Source organism: Pseudomonas sp. GQ91, from assembly GCF_059758795.1.
Map to the genome: position 1 here is coordinate 35,359 of NZ_JCAXED010000005.1, position 18,324 is coordinate 53,682.

The 18,324-nt window shown below is 61.3% G+C and carries 15 protein-coding genes; 11 read left to right on the top strand and 4 right to left on the bottom strand.

From position 1 onward, the window contains the following. Window positions 1-102 precede the first annotated feature (102 nt). From speA to AC6CIA_RS08780, 4 genes are all read right to left on the bottom strand, one after another. Window positions 103-2,016 (bottom strand): arginine decarboxylase, encoded by a 1,914-nt coding sequence (speA, locus tag AC6CIA_RS08765; protein ID WP_339531750.1) that lies wholly within the window; start codon window positions 2,014-2,016, stop codon window positions 103-105. Between the two features lie 211 nt (window positions 2,017-2,227). Beyond that, window positions 2,228-2,599 (bottom strand): translation initiation factor Sui1, encoded by a 372-nt coding sequence (locus AC6CIA_RS08770; RefSeq protein ID WP_339531751.1) that lies wholly within the window; start codon window positions 2,597-2,599, stop codon window positions 2,228-2,230. Window positions 2,600-2,794: 195 nt separating this feature from the next. After that, complete coding sequence (locus AC6CIA_RS08775; protein ID WP_498311548.1) at window positions 2,795-3,331, bottom strand: NUDIX hydrolase; 537 nt, start codon at window positions 3,329-3,331, stop codon at window positions 2,795-2,797. Between the two features lie 3 nt (window positions 3,332-3,334). Beyond that, window positions 3,335-4,402 carry a DUF2333 family protein gene (locus AC6CIA_RS08780; RefSeq protein WP_339531752.1) on the bottom strand — a complete coding sequence of 356 codons (1,068 nt, stop codon included), beginning with the start codon at window positions 4,400-4,402 and terminating at the stop codon, window positions 3,335-3,337. 274 nt (window positions 4,403-4,676) lie between these two features. On the opposite strand from AC6CIA_RS08780, the gene AC6CIA_RS08785 reads away from it, so the two are divergent. The 11 genes from AC6CIA_RS08785 to purD all read left to right on the top strand — a co-directional run bounded on the left by AC6CIA_RS08785 (window position 4,677) and on the right by purD (window position 18,227). After that, the gene (locus AC6CIA_RS08785) at window positions 4,677-6,347 is read left to right on the top strand and encodes a diguanylate cyclase (protein WP_498311549.1); all 1,671 of its coding nucleotides are present in this window, start codon (window positions 4,677-4,679) and stop codon (window positions 6,345-6,347) included. 1,248 nt (window positions 6,348-7,595) lie between these two features. Beyond that, window positions 7,596-8,363: a methyl-accepting chemotaxis protein gene (locus AC6CIA_RS08790; protein WP_498311776.1), complete on the top strand. Its 768-nt coding sequence runs from the start codon at window positions 7,596-7,598 to the stop codon at window positions 8,361-8,363. A gap of 328 nt (window positions 8,364-8,691) precedes the next feature. Continuing rightward, window positions 8,692-9,147: a type II 3-dehydroquinate dehydratase gene (gene aroQ, locus AC6CIA_RS08795; RefSeq protein ID WP_339531755.1), complete on the top strand. Its 456-nt coding sequence runs from the start codon at window positions 8,692-8,694 to the stop codon at window positions 9,145-9,147. 24 nt (window positions 9,148-9,171) lie between these two features. Further along, window positions 9,172-9,633, top strand: a complete 462-nt coding sequence (gene accB, locus AC6CIA_RS08800) for an acetyl-CoA carboxylase biotin carboxyl carrier protein (protein WP_498311550.1) — start codon at window positions 9,172-9,174, stop codon at window positions 9,631-9,633. Window positions 9,634-9,650: 17 nt separating this feature from the next. Continuing rightward, on the top strand, window positions 9,651-11,012 hold the full coding sequence (accC, locus tag AC6CIA_RS08805) for an acetyl-CoA carboxylase biotin carboxylase subunit (protein ID WP_498311551.1): 1,362 nt from the start codon (window positions 9,651-9,653) through the stop codon (window positions 11,010-11,012). A gap of 428 nt (window positions 11,013-11,440) precedes the next feature. Next, complete coding sequence (prmA, locus tag AC6CIA_RS08810; protein WP_498311552.1) at window positions 11,441-12,319, top strand: 50S ribosomal protein L11 methyltransferase; 879 nt, start codon at window positions 11,441-11,443, stop codon at window positions 12,317-12,319. Window positions 12,320-12,349: 30 nt separating this feature from the next. Next, window positions 12,350-13,597 carry a DUF3426 domain-containing protein gene (locus AC6CIA_RS08815; protein WP_498311553.1) on the top strand — a complete coding sequence of 416 codons (1,248 nt, stop codon included), beginning with the start codon at window positions 12,350-12,352 and terminating at the stop codon, window positions 13,595-13,597. 185 nt (window positions 13,598-13,782) lie between these two features. Next, window positions 13,783-14,778 (top strand): tRNA dihydrouridine synthase DusB, encoded by a 996-nt coding sequence (dusB, locus tag AC6CIA_RS08820; RefSeq protein WP_498311554.1) that lies wholly within the window; start codon window positions 13,783-13,785, stop codon window positions 14,776-14,778. Continuing rightward, entirely contained in the window at window positions 14,775-15,095 is a 321-nt protein-coding gene (gene fis, locus AC6CIA_RS08825) for a DNA-binding transcriptional regulator Fis (protein ID WP_003221275.1), read from the top strand. The genes dusB and fis overlap by 4 nt, the downstream gene beginning before the upstream one ends. An 81-nt stretch (window positions 15,096-15,176) precedes the next feature. Continuing rightward, on the top strand, window positions 15,177-16,784 hold the full coding sequence (purH, locus tag AC6CIA_RS08830; protein ID WP_339531761.1) for a bifunctional phosphoribosylaminoimidazolecarboxamide formyltransferase/IMP cyclohydrolase: 1,608 nt from the start codon (window positions 15,177-15,179) through the stop codon (window positions 16,782-16,784). Window positions 16,785-16,934: 150 nt separating this feature from the next. Continuing rightward, entirely contained in the window at window positions 16,935-18,227 is a 1,293-nt protein-coding gene (gene purD, locus AC6CIA_RS08835) for a phosphoribosylamine--glycine ligase (RefSeq protein WP_498311555.1), read from the top strand. Window positions 18,228-18,324 lie beyond the last annotated feature (97 nt).

The following is an 18,324-nucleotide window of genomic DNA, read 5'->3' on the forward strand; positions in this document are numbered from 1 at the left end:
GCGGGCTTGCTCGCGATGGCGGAGGGTCAGTCAATCAATCTGATGACTGATCCAGCGCCATCGCGAGCAAGCCCGCTCCCACAATCTGGATCTCTGCCTGCCTTATGAGGACAGGTAAGACGAGCGGGTCAGCCCCAACCGCAACGCATCAAGGAACTGCGTACGTTCGCTGGCGCTGATCTTCGCGCTGGCGCACTTGTCGCGGTAGTGCGTCATCAACTCCTCCGGCGACAAGTGCACGTATCGCAGCATGTCTTCGATGGTGTCGTGGGTCTCGATGCCGGCGCTGTACACCGAACCATCTTCACGCTGGTAGATGTTCACCGAATCGGTGTCGCCGAACAGGTTGTGCATGTCACCGAGGATTTCCTGGTAAGCGCCCACCAGGAAAATCCCCAGCAGGTAGTCCTCGCCGTCCTTCAAGCCATGCACCGGCAGGCTGGTCTCGATGCTCTGCTCATCGACGTACTGCTTGATCTTGCCGTCGGAGTCGCAAGTCAGATCCTGCAGCACCGCACGACGCAGCGGCTCTTCGTCGAGACGGTGCAGCGGCAGGATCGGCAGCACCTGGCCGATGGCCCAGGTGTCCGGCAGGCTCTGGAATACCGAGAAGTTGCAGATGTACTTGTCGGCCAGCTTGTCGTTGAGTTCGTCCAGCACCTGGCGATGGGAACGCTGGCGCGCCTTCAACGAGTTGTGCAAGCGACGGCATACGGCGAAGTAGCACTGTTCCGCCAGGGCTTTTTCCGCCAGGGTCAGCTTGCCATCGGCGTACTGGGTAGCCACATCACTCATGTAGTGCGTGGCGCGCCAGTAGGTCTCGGTGACCATTTCGATGTCGGTCGGGCCCAGCAGGTCCACCAGCCACTGCACGGTTTCCGGCAGGGCTTCCTTGTTTTCGATGACCGGCACGTCATCGTTGTGTTTCTCGACGTCGGTGACTTGCACCACCAGCATCGCGTGGTGGGCGGTCAGGGAGCGACCGCTCTCGGAAAAAATGTGCGGGTGCGGCAGGCCCTGGGCATCGCAGAATTCCTTGAGCATGCCCACCACGACACCGGCGTAATCGTCCATGTCGTAGTTGATCGAGCTGGCGTTACGCGAGTGAGTACCGTCGTAGTCCACGCCCAGGCCGCCACCGACGTCGATGTGATCCACCGGCAGGCCGAGGTTGCGCAGTTCGCCGTAGTAACGGATGGCTTCCTTGAACCCGTGCTGGTAGTCCGCCAGGTTGGCGATCTGCGAGCCCATGTGGAAGTGCAGCAGGCGGATGCCCTGATCCAGGCCAGCGCCGCGGAAGCGCTCAACCACCGACAACAGCTGTGCCGCCGACAGGCCGAACTTGGATTTTTCGCCGCCGGTGTCCGCCCATTTGCTCGACGCCAGGGACGACAGGCGCACCCGCAGGCCAACCTGTGGCTTGACCTTGAGGTTGGCCGCCTCTTCGATCACCAGCGCGACTTCGGATTCTTTCTCGATCACGATAAACACGTTGTGACCGAGTTTCTGGCCCATCAGCGCCAGGCGGATGAACTCGCGGTCCTTGTAACCGTTGCAAACAATGGTGCCGCCCTTCGGCGCCAGGGCCAGCACGGCCAGCAGCTCCGGCTTGGAACCGGCTTCCAGGCCAATGGAAACGTTTTGCGTGGCGATAATGTTTTCGATCACCGCTTCCTGCTGGTTGACCTTGATCGGGTACAGCGCGGTGTATTTGCTCTGGTATTCCAGGCGCTCGATATTCGCGTCGAAAGCCCCGGTCAACTGGCGAACGCGGTCTTGCAGGATGTCCGGGAAGCGCACCAACAGCGGCAGGGACAGACCACTTTTGCGCAATTGGTCGACTTGTTCATACAAATCGACGGGAGTGCTGTTCGGGCCGTTCGGACGGACTTCAACGCGACCGGCATCATTGATCGCGAAATATCCGGCCCCCCAATGGCGAATCCCGTAAACACTGCGGCTGTCCGCAACTGTCCATTGGCTGCCATCGTCTTTGCGTGTACGTCGTACGGACATCGAAGTCCCCTATATAAAGTCGAAGAGCGCCACCCAAGTCAGAGGCTGGCGCAGTCTAAAGTGTGAAAATGACGATTTGCCTGCAAGGGAGGTAGACCCCACTCGCAGGACAGAGTTTAGACACCGGTCAGGAACAGGCTCTGTGAAACCCATGGGGACGACAATCAGGCGATAAGTCGCACGGTCATCGGGGTGGGTTTCACAGAGGCTGCTAGCCGCCGGACTTCTTGGCCTTGTAACCGAGCTTGATCAGCTCGCCCAACAGCAACTCGACATGATCGCCCTGGATTTCGATGACCCCGTCTTTCACGGCGCCTCCGGTGCCACAGCGCTTTTTCAGCGTGGTGGCCAACTCCTTGAGCGGTTCGCCAGCCAATGGCACACCGCTGATGGTGGTCACCGTCTTGCCGCCACGGCCTTTGCTCTCGCGCCGTACGCGGGCAATGCCATCGCCTTCGGGAATCAGGGTCTGTTTGCAGGTACAGGCATCGACGGGCTGGCGACAGTCCGGACAATGACGACCTGCGTCGGTGGAGAATACCAGGCCACCAAGGGCGGCGAAGGATGCGGCTTTTTTGGCCACCGGCAATCCTCTTGGGAGGACAAAGACTGATCAGGACCTGCAACCGGTCACTGACCGCGAAGCCCCACTCAGGCAGGGGCAGCGCAACCGAACCGCGGGGATCATGGATCTTCGGCGGTTCGGCTTGAAAAGTCGCGCAGTGTAACCACAAAAAGCGCCCTTGCTAAGAGCCAAATCGCGCCATTTCATGCAAGTTTAGCGACGTGCGGCCAGATAGCGTTTCAACGCAGCCAGGGAGTCGGGGCAATAGTCCTTTTGCTGGATGTCCTCGAGCACCGCGTCAATCGACATGAAACGCGCCTCCAGCACCTCTTCGGGCTGCAAACGCAGCGGCCCATCCCACACCGCCGAGAACGCCGAGCACCAGAGCCGGTTATCGGTGTCCTCGAAAAAGAAGTGATCGTGGGCGGTCAACTCCACGCCGCTGACGCCCAGTTCCTCTTCCAGTTCCCGCGCCGCCGATTGAGCATACGTCTCGCCTGCCGCCACCATCCCGCCCGCCGCCACGTCCCAGTAGCCGGGATAGATGGCTTTGCTCAGGGTGCGACGATGCACGCACAGCTCACCCGCACCATTGAACAACATGATGTAAGTGCCGCGCCCGATCAGGCCACGCTCGCGCAAGTCGGCGCGTACCAGGGAACCGAGCAAATTGTCCTGCTCGTCGACCCAGGCGATGTGTTCGGCATCCGAGGCCGCGCGGTGGGCGGCCTCTTTGCTGCTATCGCTCATCGATCAACCCTGGTTGAGCAGTTGACGCAAGTCGATCACCGCCGCGTTGGCCCGGGAAATATAGTTGGCCATGACCAACGAGTGGTTGGCCAACACGCCATAGCCGCTGCCATTGAGGATCATCGGACTCCACAGGGTTTCCTGCGAGGCTTCCAGTTCACGAATGATCTGACGCACGCTGACGGTCGCGTTCTTCTTGGCCAGCACATCGGCGAAGTCGACTTCGATGGCACGCAACAGGTGGGACAAGGCCCAGGCCTGGCCGCGCGCTTCGTAGAACACGTTATCGATCTGCATCCACGGTGTTTCCACCACTTCTTCGTCGACCTGCGGCACCTGGCCCGGCGCCAGGGTCTCGGTTTTCAGGGACGTGTTGAGTTTGACCCGGCCGACGCTGGCCGACAGGCGTTGCGACAATGAGCCCAGGCGGGTGGCGACATCCCCCAGCCAGTTGTTCAGGTTGTCGGCACGCGCATAGAACAATGCGCCTTTCTGATTGGGATCCGACAGCCGCGCTTCATAGCGGCTCAGGGAATTGATGCCTTCCTGGTACTCCGACTCGCTGGACGGCAGTACCCAGCTCTTGTTGTCGAAGTTAAAGCGCGGCTCGGCCTTGGCCAAGTCGGCATCTTCCGCCGATTGCGACTGGGAGCGGGCAAAGTCCTTGCGCAGGGCACGGGTCAGGTCACGCACCTGGACCAATACGCCGTATTCCCAACTCGGCATGTTGTCCATCCACAGGCCTGGCGGGAAACGGTCGTTGGAAATGTAACCGCCTGGCTTGTCGAGCAAGGTGCCCACGACCGTCTTGAGGGTTTCGACCGTGGTGAAACCCAGCACCATTTTCTTGCCTTCTTTCTCAGCCGCGATTTGCGCGTTCTGCTGGACCGGAAACAAATCAGGCTCGGAACTCCAGTACCAACCCAGGGCACTGGTGACCAACAGGTACAAGACAACCAGGGTCAGCAGGGCCCGGCTCATCAGCAGATTGCGAAAATAACTGCGGGGAGCTGACTTCGGCGCAGGGCTTGGGCCCGGAGCGCTGCCTGCACGGTTTTTCCAGTCCAGCATGGCGGATATCCTTTCAGTCACTTGAGTTCAATAGCTACGACCACAACCCTACCCCATCGTGCCCGCGCGTGCGGGGCTTTTAATCAGAGTGGCGCGAAGGCGAAGTTGAACTATAAAGGAAGCACGCTTTTGCGCCTACTTGACCTACCAGTCAGCCAATCAATACGCGGGACCTTGCAGTTAATTGACGTATGACACCCTTGCAAATCTAAAGAGGTGCTAGCATAGAGCCATCAGTCGATCTCAGCATGCACCCTCACCTAGTAGTCAGGATATGACCGAGTCAGAAGATCCCAGCCGTGAGCGTCTCAAACACCATTTTGCCCAGCGCGTAATCCATCAGGCACGTCAAATCCTCGAGATCTGGCAGCGCCTGCAGCGCAGCGAATGGTCGAGCGCTGATTTGTCCGAACTCAGCGAAGCCAGCCTGCGTCTGTTGCGTTTCGCCGAGCGCTTCGAACAAGCCGAGCACGGTCAACTGGCGCGGCACATCATCGACTCCCTCAAAGCGGTGAACGATAACCGCGGCCGCCTGAGCAGCAACCTGATCGGCGAACTCAACCGCTTGATGCAGCGCTTGTCACGCACCGGGTTGCGTCAGGGCGACCACCTTGATCAAACCCTCCTGCCGCCGATGCGCAAGCCGATCTACGTGATGCTGGCCGATCACGACCGCGCCGAGCGACTGGCCAAGCAGCTGGAGTTTTTCGGCCTGAGCGCACAATCCCTCGACAGCCTTGCGGCCTTCCGCGCCTGCATGACCGAGCGCCTGCCCGCCGCGATCGTCATGGATGTGGACTTCTGCGGCCCCGGCGTAGGGCTGGAACTGGCGGCCGAAGCCCAGACAGGCCTGGAGCAGAAACTGCCGCTACTGTTCTTCAGTCTGCATGAGACCGACACCCCGACCCGCCTGGCCGCCGTGCGAGCGGGCGGTCAGGAATTCCTGACGGGTACCCTGGAAGCCTCGAGCCTGCTGGAAAAGATCGAAGTACTGACCTGCGTCGCCCAGTACGAACCTTATAAAGTGCTGATTATCGATGACTCCCGTGCCCAGGCCATGCACACCGAACGCTTGCTTAACAGTGCCGGAATTATCACCCGGACGCTGATCGAGCCGATTCAGGCCATGGCCGAACTGGCGGATTTCCAGCCCGACCTGATTATCCTCGATATGTACATGCCCGCCTGTACCGGTACCGAACTGGCCAAAGTCATTCGCCACAACGACCGTTATGTCAGCGTGCCGATCATTTACCTGTCGGCCGAAGACGACCTGGACAAACAGTTGGATGCGATGAGCGAGGGCGGCGACGACTTCCTCACCAAGCCGATCAAGCCCCGCCACCTGATTACCACGGTGCGCAATCGCGCGGCGCGCGCCCGTCATCTCAAGGCGCGGATGGTGCGCGACAGCCTGACCGGCCTGTATAACCACACGCACATCCTGCAATTGCTGGAGGACTGCAGCTTTCGCGCCCGTCGCGAGAGCAAGCCACTGAGCTTTGCGATGCTCGACATTGATCACTTCAAGCGCGTCAACGACAGCCACGGGCATCCCATGGGCGACCGGGTCATCAAGAGTCTGGCGCTGTTTCTCAAGCAGCGGCTGCGCAAGACCGACTTTATCGGGCGTTACGGCGGCGAAGAATTCGCCATTGTCATGCCCGACACCGACCTGGATGCGGCCTGCAAGGTGCTCGACGAAATCCGTGGGCGCTTTGCCGAAATCCACTACCCGGCGCAGCCGCAGGATTTGTGGTGCACGTTCAGCGCCGGCGTGGTGGAACTGTGCGATGACTCGGACAGCCTGATGATGGCCGCCCAGGCCGACGAAGCGCTGTACCGTGCCAAGGACGCGGGGCGTAATCGAGTGGTGGCTTCGGACAGCGCAAGGCAAAGTGCCATCTTTTCATCGAACTCCACCCGCTCCGTCATAACGCTGTAATGAAAACGCAATAACTTCAGGCACTTATCTTTCTGCCGTTGGTTGAAACCACGCATGCGCCTGAAGCTGCTGACGAATTTGAACACGCTCCTGCTGGTTGCCGTTTGCCTGGCCCTGGGCGCTACGCTCTGGTGGTCACAACGCGCGCTGGAGCGACCTTATCAACTGATGGAGCGCTATCTGGGCCTGTCCCAGGCCTTCCAGAACCAGGTCGCGAGCAATATCGAGGATTACCTGTCCAGCGGCGATGCCTTGCGCTTGAGCAGCGCCAGCCAGAGCGTGGAAAGCCTGATACTGCAACTGGATGAGTTGCCGCCGCAGCTGACGCAAGAACTGCGCCCCAGCCTTCTCGACCTGGACAGCTTCAGCAAGACCGACCTGCTGGCCGCCGGCAAATTGGCCGGTGACCCGCAAGGTTTGCTGTTGCAAGCCGAACGCGAGCTGGGAGCCAATCTCGAACAACTGAGCCAGTACGCCATCGGCGTCAACTCCGTTGACGCAGCGCGCTATCTGCCGCCACTGCTGGCGGCGTCCCAGCACCTGGCCAAGCTGTCACTGGCCCGGGACAAGCTGGTCAGCAGCGGGCGCAGCGAACTGGCCGGTGATGTAGAACGCGAACTCGCCAACATCCGCGACCAGGCGGCCTTGCTTGAACAACTGCCCCTGTTGGGCGTCACCGCCAGCAGCGAGTCCAACAGCGACGACTTCTCCGAGATGATGGGCCTGGAAACCAGCGAAAAAACCCTCGCCCAGGACACTGGCGTTGACCTCAAGCGCGAGCTCAACAGCCTGCTGACACGTTACCCGGCTGAACTTGCGCGTACTCGCGAGCAAATTCAGAAACGCACCGAGCTGGCGGCCGCCACCCACCTGAAAATCGATACCGTGCAACACGCCATCGCCACGTTGGAACCGGTGGTGCGCGCTCAACACGGGCAGATCCAGGGCGAAGTGCGCTTGATACAGGGCGCGATGATTGGCCTGATCCTGCTGATCGCGTTGCTGATCGATACCCTGCAACGCCGGCTGGCGAGGGTCCTGACCAACCTGGCGCCGGCACTGTCCACGTGGGCCGAAGGCGACTTCAGCCAAAACATCGCCTTGGGCAAGACCAATCGCGAACTGCACGACATCGAGGAATCCCTCAATCGCCTGCGGGCCTACCTGGTGGATCTGGTCGGCACCATCCGCGGCAATGCCGAGCAAGTGGCCGGCAGCAGCAGCGCCTTGGCCGATCTGAGCAACAGCATGCACCAGGGCGCTGAGCGCCAGGCCAGCGACACCGCGCAAATCCGTGACTCCCTGGGCGAGCTGGAGGCCACCATTCAACAAGTTGCCGGTGACGCCAGCCAGGCAGCCGATGCCAGCCGTAGCGCGGGCGACGCCGTGGAACAGGGGCAGCGGGTGATCGGCTTGAGCCTGACCGGCCTGCACGCGCTGGTGGGCGAAGTCCAGGGCAACGCCCAGATGATTGAACAACTCGCCGAAGAGTCCGCCACGATCGGTAGCGTACTGACGGTGATTCGCTCAATTGCCGATCAGACCAACTTGTTGGCGCTGAACGCCGCCATCGAAGCGGCCCGCGCCGGGGAAGCCGGACGCGGGTTCGCGGTGGTCGCCGACGAAGTCCGTTCCCTGGCGCAGCGCACCGCTGGCGCCACCGCAGAAATCCAGACCCTGATCGCCGGCCTGCAAACCGCCGCCCGGCAATCGGTGGAAGGTATGCGCGCCCAAGTCGAACACGCCGAAGCCACCGCCCAGCAGGCCCAGGCAGCCGATGGCGCACTGGATGAAATCGTCGGTGCGATACAGACCATTTCCGAGACGGCCGTGCGAATTGCCGATGTCACCGCCCAGCAGAGCGATGCGGTCAGTGAGATCCGGGATAACAGTGAGCGGATTCATCAGTTGGGCGAGGATAATTTGCTGCGCATCGGCCAGGGTCGCAGCCAGGGCGAGCACTTGCTGGTGCTTGGCGGGCAACTCAACACTGCCGTGCAGGCGTTCCGTGTTTGATTCGATTTCGGATGTTGTGAAGAGCGCGAGCAACGCCGCCCTCTCCCTGTAGGAGCGAGCGTGCTCGCGAAAAACCCGAGAACGCCTCGGGGTGCCAGATTTTCCGCGTCAGCGTTGCGGTTCTTCGCGAGCAAGCTCGCGCCTACAAGGAGGACTGCGGTCCCAACCCCCGCCCCCAGACTCATGACCAAACCCTCCAGCCTAGTCACAAATTTTGCGCAATCCTCGCTCATCGTGCTGGCTATTGCAGAGAACTGGACAGTCACAAAGGCTTTGCGGCATAGTCGCCGGGTTCTGCCGTCCCTCAATCAATAACAAGGAACAGCCGATGGCGACCTTACTGGTTCTGCACGGACCCAACCTGAACCTGCTCGGCACCCGCGAACCGGGCGTCTATGGGGCAGTGACCCTCGAGCAGATCAACCTCGATCTGGAACGACGAGCCCGTGAAGCCGGCCACCATTTGCTCTACCTGCAAAGCAATGCCGAGTATGAATTGATTGATCGCATTCACGCTGCCCGTAGCGAAGGCGTGGACTTTATCCTGATCAATCCCGCCGCTTTTACGCACACCAGCGTTGCATTACGTGACGCGCTGCTGGCGGTGAGCATCCCATTCATCGAAGTGCATTTATCCAACGTGCACAAACGCGAAGCTTTCCGCCATCACTCTTACTTCTCCGACGTTGCGGTAGGAGTGATCTGCGGCCTTGGCGCCAGCGGTTACCGACTGGCCCTGGAGGCCGCCCTGGAACAACTTGAAGCCCCGGCTATACGCCCCTGACCGACCCTTGGGAGTTGATGATTCATGGATATCCGTAAAGTTAAGAAACTGATCGAACTGCTGGAAGAATCCGGTATCGACGAGCTGGAGATCAAGGAAGGCGAGGAATCCGTACGGATCAGCCGTCACAGCAAAACCCCGGCCCAGCAATTCTACGCGCCACAGATGCAGGCCCCGGCACCCGCCGTCGCCGCACCGACCGCCGCGCCTGTTGCCGCTGCCCCTGCAGCGCCAGCCGAACCTGTGCTGAACGGCTTCGTGGTCAAGTCGCCAATGGTCGGTACGTTCTACCGCACCCCGGCACCGACCTCGCCAGCGTTCGTTGAAGTGGGCAAGACCGTGAAAGTCGGCGACACCATTTGCATCGTTGAAGCGATGAAAATGATGAACCACATCACCGCTGAAAAAGCCGGCGTGATCGAATCCATTCTGGTAGAAAACGGTCAGCCGGTTGAGTACGACCAGCCGCTGTTCACCATCGTTTGAACCGCGGAGCGCCTTCGATGTTGAAACCTGCGAAGAAACTGCAAAAAGTCCTGATCGCCAACCGCGGCGAGATCGCGCTGCGTATCCTGCGCGCCTGTAAGGAAGAGGGCATCAAGACCGTCGCTGTTTACTCGACGGCCGATACCGAATTGATGCACGTGAAACTGGCGGACGAAAGCATCTGCATCGGCCCGCCACTGGCCACGAACTCGTACCTGAAGGTCTCGAACATCATCGCCGCCGCCGAAGTGACCGGTGCTGACGGCATTCACCCGGGCTACGGCTTCCTCGCGGAAAACGCCGATTTCGCCGAACAGGTGGAAAAATCCGGGTTTGCCTTCATCGGCCCGAAAGCCGACACCATTCGCCTGATGGGCGACAAGGTATCGGCCAAGGCCGCGATGATCGCCGCGGGTGTGCCGACGGTTCCTGGTTCCGACGGCCCGCTGCCCGAAGACCCGGAAACCGCTCTGCGCATCGGTCGCGAAGTCGGCTACCCGGTGATCATCAAGGCCGCCGGCGGCGGCGGTGGTCGCGGCATGCGCGTGGTGCACAAGGAAGAAGACCTGATCGAAGCGGCCAAGCAGACTCGCGAAGAAGCGGGCGCCTGGTTCAGCAACCCGATGGTCTACCTGGAAAAATACCTGACCAACCCGCGTCACGTGGAAGTCCAGGTATTGTCCGACGGCCAGGGTCACGCCATCCACTTGGGCGACCGCGACTGCTCGCTGCAACGTCGTCACCAGAAGGTCCTGGAAGAAGCCCCGGCACCGGGCCTGGATGAAGATGCACGCCAGGAAGTGCTGGCGCGCTGCGTCAAGGCCTGCATCGACATCAACTACCGTGGCGCCGGCACTTTCGAGTTCCTGTACGAGAATGGCCGCTTCTACTTCATCGAGATGAACACTCGCGTGCAGGTAGAGCACCCGGTATCGGAAATGGTCACGGGCGTCGACATCGTCAAGGAGATGCTGAGCATCGCCGCTGGCAACACACTGTCGTTCACCCAGGATGATGTGAAGATGCACGGCCACTCCCTGGAGTGCCGGATCAACGCCGAAGATCCAAAAACCTTTATCCCGAGTCCAGGCCTGGTCAAGCATTTTCATGCTCCGGGCGGCAACGGCGTTCGCGTCGATTCGCACCTGTACAGCGGCTACAAGGTCCCGTCCAACTACGACTCGCTGATCGGCAAGCTGATCACGTGGGGCGCAACCCGCGACGAGGCCATGGCCCGTATGCGCAATGCCCTGGACGAAATCGTGGTCGACGGCATCAAGACCAACATTCCGTTGCATCGGGATCTGGTTCGTGATGAAGGCTTCTGCGAAGGTGGAGTCAACATCCACTACCTGGAACACAAGCTGGCCAACCAGTAAGTTTGTGCTCCGACCAACAAAGCCGCCTTCGGGCGGCTTTGTTGTATCTGCAACAGCCGCGGTGTCGAACTCATTGCTCAGGGCAAAGCGCTTCCCCGCGACCAGCATTATCTGAATCCCCGTTTTCATGTGGCAAGGGGGGGGCTCGTCCTGTGGCAAGGGGGGCCTGCCCTGTGGCGAGGGGGCTTGTCCCCCGTTGGGCTGCGCAGCAGCCCCCCCCAAAAATCACTGCGGTCCTTCAGTCCCAACTGGGGTGACAGGTTTGGGGGCTGCTACGCAGCCCAACGGGGGACAAGCCCCCTCGCCACAGGACAAGCCCCCCTCGCCACAGACAAGCCCCCTCGCCACAAGGTCTTGCTCTCGCGTAAACTGGCGCGCTTTCGTGGCCGGACATGGCTGCACACACTCATTTTTCAAAGGTGCCCGCCATGCCTTGGCTGCAAGTCCGCCTCGCCATCAGCCCGGAACAAGCCGAAACCTACGAAGAGGCTTTCCTCGAAGTGGGTGCGGTCTCGGTCACTTTCATGGACGCCGAAGACCAGCCAATCTTCGAGCCGGAACTGAACACCACGCCCCTGTGGTCCCACACCCATCTGCTGGCCTTGTTCGAAGACGGTACCGACGCCGACAGCGTCTTCGCCCACATGGAGCTGCTGACCGGCGGGCCGCTGCCTGAGCATCACAGCGAAGTGATCGAGGACCAGGATTGGGAGCGCAGTTGGATGGACAATTTCCAGCCCATGCGTTTTGGCCAGCGCCTGTGGATCGTCCCGAGCTGGCACGCTGCGCCAGAGCCCGACGCCGTCAACCTGCTGCTGGACCCAGGCCTGGCGTTCGGCACCGGCACCCACCCGACCACCGCGCTGTGCCTGGAATGGCTCGACGGTCAGGACCTGAAGGACTGCAACGTCCTCGATTTCGGTTGCGGCTCGGGGATCCTCGCGATCGCCGCCCTGCTGCTGGGCGCCAAGGAAGCCGTCGGCACCGATATCGATGTGCAAGCCCTGGAAGCGTCCCGCGACAACGCCGGGCGCAATAACATTGCCGAAGACAAATTCCCGTTGTATCTGCCGGAGCAGTTGCCTCAGGTGCAGGCCGATGTACTGGTCGCCAACATTCTGGCCGGACCACTGGTCGCCCTGGCGCCGCAATTGTCCAACCTGGTCAAGCCGGGTGGGCGCCTGGCGCTGTCGGGGATCCTCGCCGAGCAGGGCGAAGAAGTGGCCGCCGCCTATGCGCGGGATTTCCAATTGGACCCTATCGCCAACCGCGATGGCTGGGTACGCATCAGCGGACGCCGGCGTTAGAATGAGCGCTTGCATGAATCGGATGGCCGCATGACCGACAGTTTCGTCACCCAGTGCCCGCATTGCCAGACGCGTTTTCGCGTCAACCATGCTCAATTGAACGTGGCCCGCGGCGTGGTTCGTTGCGGCTCCTGCCTGCAAGTATTCAGTGCGGCCCGGCAGCTGTTGGAACAGCGCGCCCACGCCTCCGAGGCCCAGGTCCAGGAAGCGCCAGCCGCCGACGCGCCACCGCGAGCCATCAGCCAACAGCAATGGAACGCCGAAGTGCTCGACCTGGACAATCTGGACCTGGATGAGGAGCTGGCCAGGCTGGAACGCCGGGAGATTAAACACGCCCAGCCCCAGGACGCCGACCGGCGTCAGCCTGGCTCTGAGCGCCGGCAAAAGGACGAGGCGCTCAGCGCCAGCCGCGATACGGCCAAGGCAGAAGAAGAACGGTGGGCGGCCAGCCTGTTCAGCGATCGGCCTGACGAACCGGCCGAGCCCTTTGACGCAGCCGACGCTACACCCGAGTTGGCGGCGGTGCCCCCGGGAAAACCAAAGCGCACCGAACCGTCGATGTCATTTGACAGCCTTGAGCCGGAGGATGCGCCGCCGTTCCATGTCCACCCCCTCGATGACGACATCGAGCCGCCCGCCCCAGCCATCAGCGCCGAACCCGACGCGCCGCAGGCCGAGCCGGAGGAGCCACAACCGGGCCGCAAGCGACCTCGCGCCACGACCAGCGCCCATGACGAAATGCTGCAAGGCCTGGAAGACGACCCGCTGCACCTTTACACCGGCAAGCGCCCCGCCAGCCTGGGCCGCCGTTTGCTCTGGCTGACACTGGTGTTGCTGGCGGCCGCGGCGCTGGCCGGGCAATACATTGCCTATCAGTTCGACGAGCTGGCGCGCCAGGACAACTACCGCCCCTGGTTCCAGGAGCTGTGCCCGACACTGGGCTGCACGGTGCCTTCGCGAGTCGATGTGGCGCATATCAAGAGCAGCAATCTGGTGGTGCGCAGCCATCCGGAGTTCGCTGGCGCCTTGGTAGTGGACGCAATCATCTATAACCGAGCGACCTTTTCCCAACCGTTCCCGCTGCTGGAGCTACGTTTCGCCGACCTTAACGGCCGGATGATTGCCAGCCGGCGCTTCAAACCCGCCGAATACCTCAGCGGAGAGCTGGCAGGACAGACCGAGATGCCGTCCCAGACGCCGATTCACATCGCCCTGGACATTCTCGACCCGGGTAACAGGGCGGTGAACTACAGCCTGAGCTTCCACTCTCCCGAGTGAATCGGTCCAGGCGGGCAACTTTGACGGCGGCTTTCTGACTCGAGGGTCCAGGACCTAACCGCTGGCGATAAGAAAGCAGCTGTTCAGATTTTATCCAATTCAGCCTTTAACCAGTCATCGAGAGCGGGTATCATGCCAACCCTTTTTCGAACTCTAATGATCCGGCCCCACAACAGGGAAGTCCTATGTCGGCGGTACGCATCGGCCCATACACGTTAAACAATGGCTTGATTCTCGCCCCGATGGCGGGCGTCACCGACCAGCCCTTTCGTCAGTTGTGCAAACGTTTGGGCGCCGGGCTTGTAGTCTCGGAAATGGTCACCAGCGACATGAGTTTGTGGAACACCCGCAAATCGCGGATGCGCATGATCCACGAAGGTGATCCCGAGCCCCGCTCGGTACAGATCGCCGGTGGCGACGCGCAAATGCTGGCGGACGCGGCCCGCGCCAACGTCGAGCTGGGGGCGCAGATTATTGATATCAACATGGGTTGCCCGGCAAAAAAGGTGTGCAACAAGGCCGCCGGTTCCGCCCTGTTGAAGGATGAGCAGTTGGTGAACGAGATCCTGCAGGCCGTTGTCGCTGCAGTCGATGTGCCGGTCACCCTGAAGATCCGCACCGGTTGGGACCGGGAGCACAAGAATGGCCTGACGGTGGCGAAGATCGCCGAACAGGCGGGTATTACAGCGCTGGCGGTGCATGGCCGCACCCGCGCCGATCTTTATACCGGTGAAGCCGAATACGACACGATTGCCGCGATCAAGCAGGCGGTGTCGATTCCGGTCTTTGCCAATGGCGACATCGACTCCGCCGAGAAAGCCCGGCGCGTGCTGCATGCGACCGGTGCCGATGGCCTGTTGATTGGCCGGGCAGCCCAGGGGCGGCCGTGGATTTTTCGTGAGATCGAGCATTTTCTGCGTACCGGCGACATCCTGCCGGCACCGGAATTGGTCGAAGTGGAACGTATTCTGCTTGAGCATCTGGCCGCACTGCACGCTTTCTATGGAGACGTGATGGGAGTACGTATTGCTCGCAAGCATGTCGGCTGGTATCTCGCAACCTTGCCGGGCGCCAAGGAGTTTCGCGCCCACTTCAATCGTTTGGATGATACGGAAGCACAATGCGCCAACGTTCGTGAGTTCTTCTGCGAGCGTTATAAGAGCCAAGGGGTGGCCGCATGACGATGATGACCGAGACTTTAGTGAGTGGAACAGCACCCGTGAGCGACAACGTCAATTTGAAACAGCACCTCAACACGCCGAGCGAAGAAGGTCAGACCCTTCGCGGGAGTGTCGAAAAGGCGCTGCACAATTATTTCGCCCACCTCGAGGGCGCTTCCGTCACGGACGTGTACAACCTGGTGCTATCCGAAGTCGAGGCGCCCCTGCTCGAAAGCGTGATGAACTACGTCAAGGGCAACCAGACCAAGGCCAGCGAGCTGCTCGGGCTCAACCGTGGCACGCTGCGCAAGAAACTCAAGCAGTACGATTTGCTGTAAGCATTCAATCAAACCAGAAAGGCGCCCGCGTAAAACCGGTCGCCTTTTTTGCTGACTCCTTTGCTTTTGATGGAAATTGAGATGACCGACCAGACTACCCGCCTGCCGATCCGCCGCGCCTTGATCAGTGTTTCCGACAAGACCGGGATCCTCGAATTTGCCCGGGAGCTGGAAGCCCTGGGCGTGGAAATCCTTTCCACCGGCGGGACCTTCAAATTGCTGCAGGACAACGGCGTGGCCGCAGTAGAAGTCGCGGACTACACCGGTTTCGCAGAAATGATGGACGGTCGGGTCAAGACCCTGCATCCGAAAATCCACGGCGGGATCCTCGGCCGTCGCGGTATCGACGACGCCATCATGAGCGAACACGGCATCAAGCCGATCGACCTGGTGGCCGTCAATCTCTACCCGTTCGAGGCCACGATCTCCAAGCCTGGCTGCGACCTGCCGAGCGCTATCGAAAATATCGATATCGGCGGCCCGACCATGGTTCGCTCGGCAGCCAAGAACCACAAGGACGTGGCCATCGTGGTCAACGCCAGTGACTACGGCCAGGTGCTGGAAAGCCTGAAAGCCGGTGGCCTGACCTACGCCCAGCGTTTTGACCTGATGCTCAAGGCCTTTGAACACACCGCCGCCTATGACGGCATGATCGCCAACTACATGGGCACCGTGAACCAGGCTGCCGACAGCCTGAGCACCGAAGGCCGCAGCCAGTTCCCACGCACCTTCAACAGCCAGTTCATCAAGGCCCAGGAAATGCGCTACGGCGAGAACCCGCACCAGAGCGCGGCGTTCTACGTGGAAGCGACGCCTGCCGAAGTCGGTATTGCCACCGCGACCCAACTGCAAGGCAAGGAACTGTCGTACAACAACGTGGCCGACACCGACGCCGCACTGGAATGCGTGAAGAGCTTCGTCAAGCCGGCCTGCGTGATCGTCAAGCACGCCAACCCGTGCGGCGTGGCCGTGAGCCCGGACGCCGAAGGCGGGATTCGCCAGGCCTATGAACTGGCCTACGCCACCGATACCGAATCGGCGTTTGGCGGCATCATTGCCTTCAACCGCGAGCTGGATGCTGAAACCGCCAAGGCCATCGTCGAGCGTCAGTTCGTTGAGGTGATCATCGCCCCTTCCGTCAGCGCCGAGGCCCGCGCCATCGTGGCGGCCAAGGCTAACGTGCGCCTGCTGGCCTGCGGTGAGTGGTCGGCTGAACGTGCCGTTGCCTGGGACTACAAGCGCGTCAATGGCGGCTTGCTGGTACAGAGCCGCGACATCGGCATGATCAGCAGCAGCGACCTCAAGGTCGTGACTAAACGTGCGCCGACCGAGCAGGAAATCAACGACCTGATCTTCGCCTGGAAAGTGGCCAAGTACGTCAAGTCCAACGCCATCGTCTATGCCAAGAATCGCCAGACCATCGGGGTCGGAGCCGGCCAGATGAGCCGCGTGAACTCCGCACGGATCGCTGCGATCAAGGCGGAACACGCGGGCCTGCAAGTCCAGGGTTCGGTGATGGCATCGGACGCGTTCTTCCCGTTCCGCGACGGCCTCGACAATGCGGCCAAGGCGGGTGTCACCGCGGTGATCCAGCCAGGCGGTTCGATGCGTGACGCCGAAGTGATTGCCGCCGCAGACGAAGCGGGCATCGCCATGGTCTTTACCGGCATGCGCCATTTCCGTCACTAAACAGCACCGCGTCCCCACTGTAGGAGCGAGCTTGCTCGCGAAGATCGTCAACGGTAACGCGGTAAGCCTGACACCCCGCAGCGGTCTCAGGCTTTTCGCGAGCAAGCTCGCTCCTACAAGGAAGCACAGCGTTTCTCAGAGGTTTTTGAAATGAATGTTTTGATCATTGGCAGCGGTGGGCGTGAACACGCCCTGGCCTGGAAAGTCGCCCAAGACCCACGCGTACAGAAAGTGTTCGTCGCCCCAGGCAACGCCGGCACCGCCATCGAAGCCAAGTGCGAGAACGTCGCCATCGACGTCCTGGCCCTGGAACAACTGGCCGATTTCGCCGAAAAGAACGTTTCCCTGACCATCGTCGGCCCCGAAGTGCCGCTGGTGGCCGGGGTCGTGGACCTGTTCCGCAGCCGTGGCCTGGATTGCTTCGGCCCCACCGCAGGCGCAGCCCAGCTGGAAGGTTCGAAAGCCTTCACCAAAGACTTCCTGGCTCGCCACAAGATCCCGACCGCCGACTATCAGAACTTCACCGAGATCGAGCCTGCGCTGGCTTACCTGCGTGAAAAAGGCGCACCGATCGTGATCAAGGCCGACGGCCTGGCCGCCGGTAAGGGCGTGATCGTCGCCATGACCCTTGGCGAAGCCGAAGAGGCCGTGCGCGACATGCTGGCCGGCAACACTTTCGGCGACGCCGGTTCCCGCGTGGTGATTGAAGAGTTCCTCGACGGCGAAGAAGCCAGCTTCATTGTGATGGTCGACGGCAAGAACGTCCTGCCGATGGCCACCAGCCAGGACCACAAGCGCGTCGGCGACGGCGACACCGGCCCGAACACCGGCGGCATGGGTGCGTATTCCCCGGCCCCGGTGGTGACTGCCGAGGTGCATCAGCGCGTCATGGATCTGGTGATCTGGCCGACCGTGCGTGGCATGGCCGACGAAGGCAACACCTATACCGGCTTCCTGTACGCAGGCCTGATGATCGACAAGGCCGGCAACCCGAAAGTCATCGAGTTCAACTGCCGCTTTGGCGACCCGGAAACCCAGCCAGTGATGTTGCGCCTGCAATCGAGCCTGGTCCTGTTGGTGGAAGCCGCCCTGGCACAAGCGCTGGATAAGGTCGAAGCCCAATGGGATCCACGGCCGAGCGTCGGGATCGTGTTGGCGGCCGGCGGTTATCCTGCCGACTACGCCAAGGGCGAGGTGATTGAAGGCCTGGACGCGGCGGCCGCACTGGAAGGCAAAGTGTTCCACGCTGGCACCGCGCTCAAGGACGGCAAGGTCGTTACCGCGGGTGGTCGCGTACTGTGCGCCACGGCCATGGGCGCGAGTGTCGATGCTGCCCAGCAGCAGGCATACACGCTGGCGGCGGAAATCGATTGGCAGGGCTGCTTCTATCGCAAGGACATCGGCTACCGCGCCATTGCCCGCGAGCGAGGCGAAAATCAGTAGCAGCTATCCGTTCGGTCAGGCAAGGGTCTTCGGCCCTTGCCCTACTGTTGCGGTCCCGCGCATAGTTAACCCCGTGCATTAACCTACGAAGGGATTT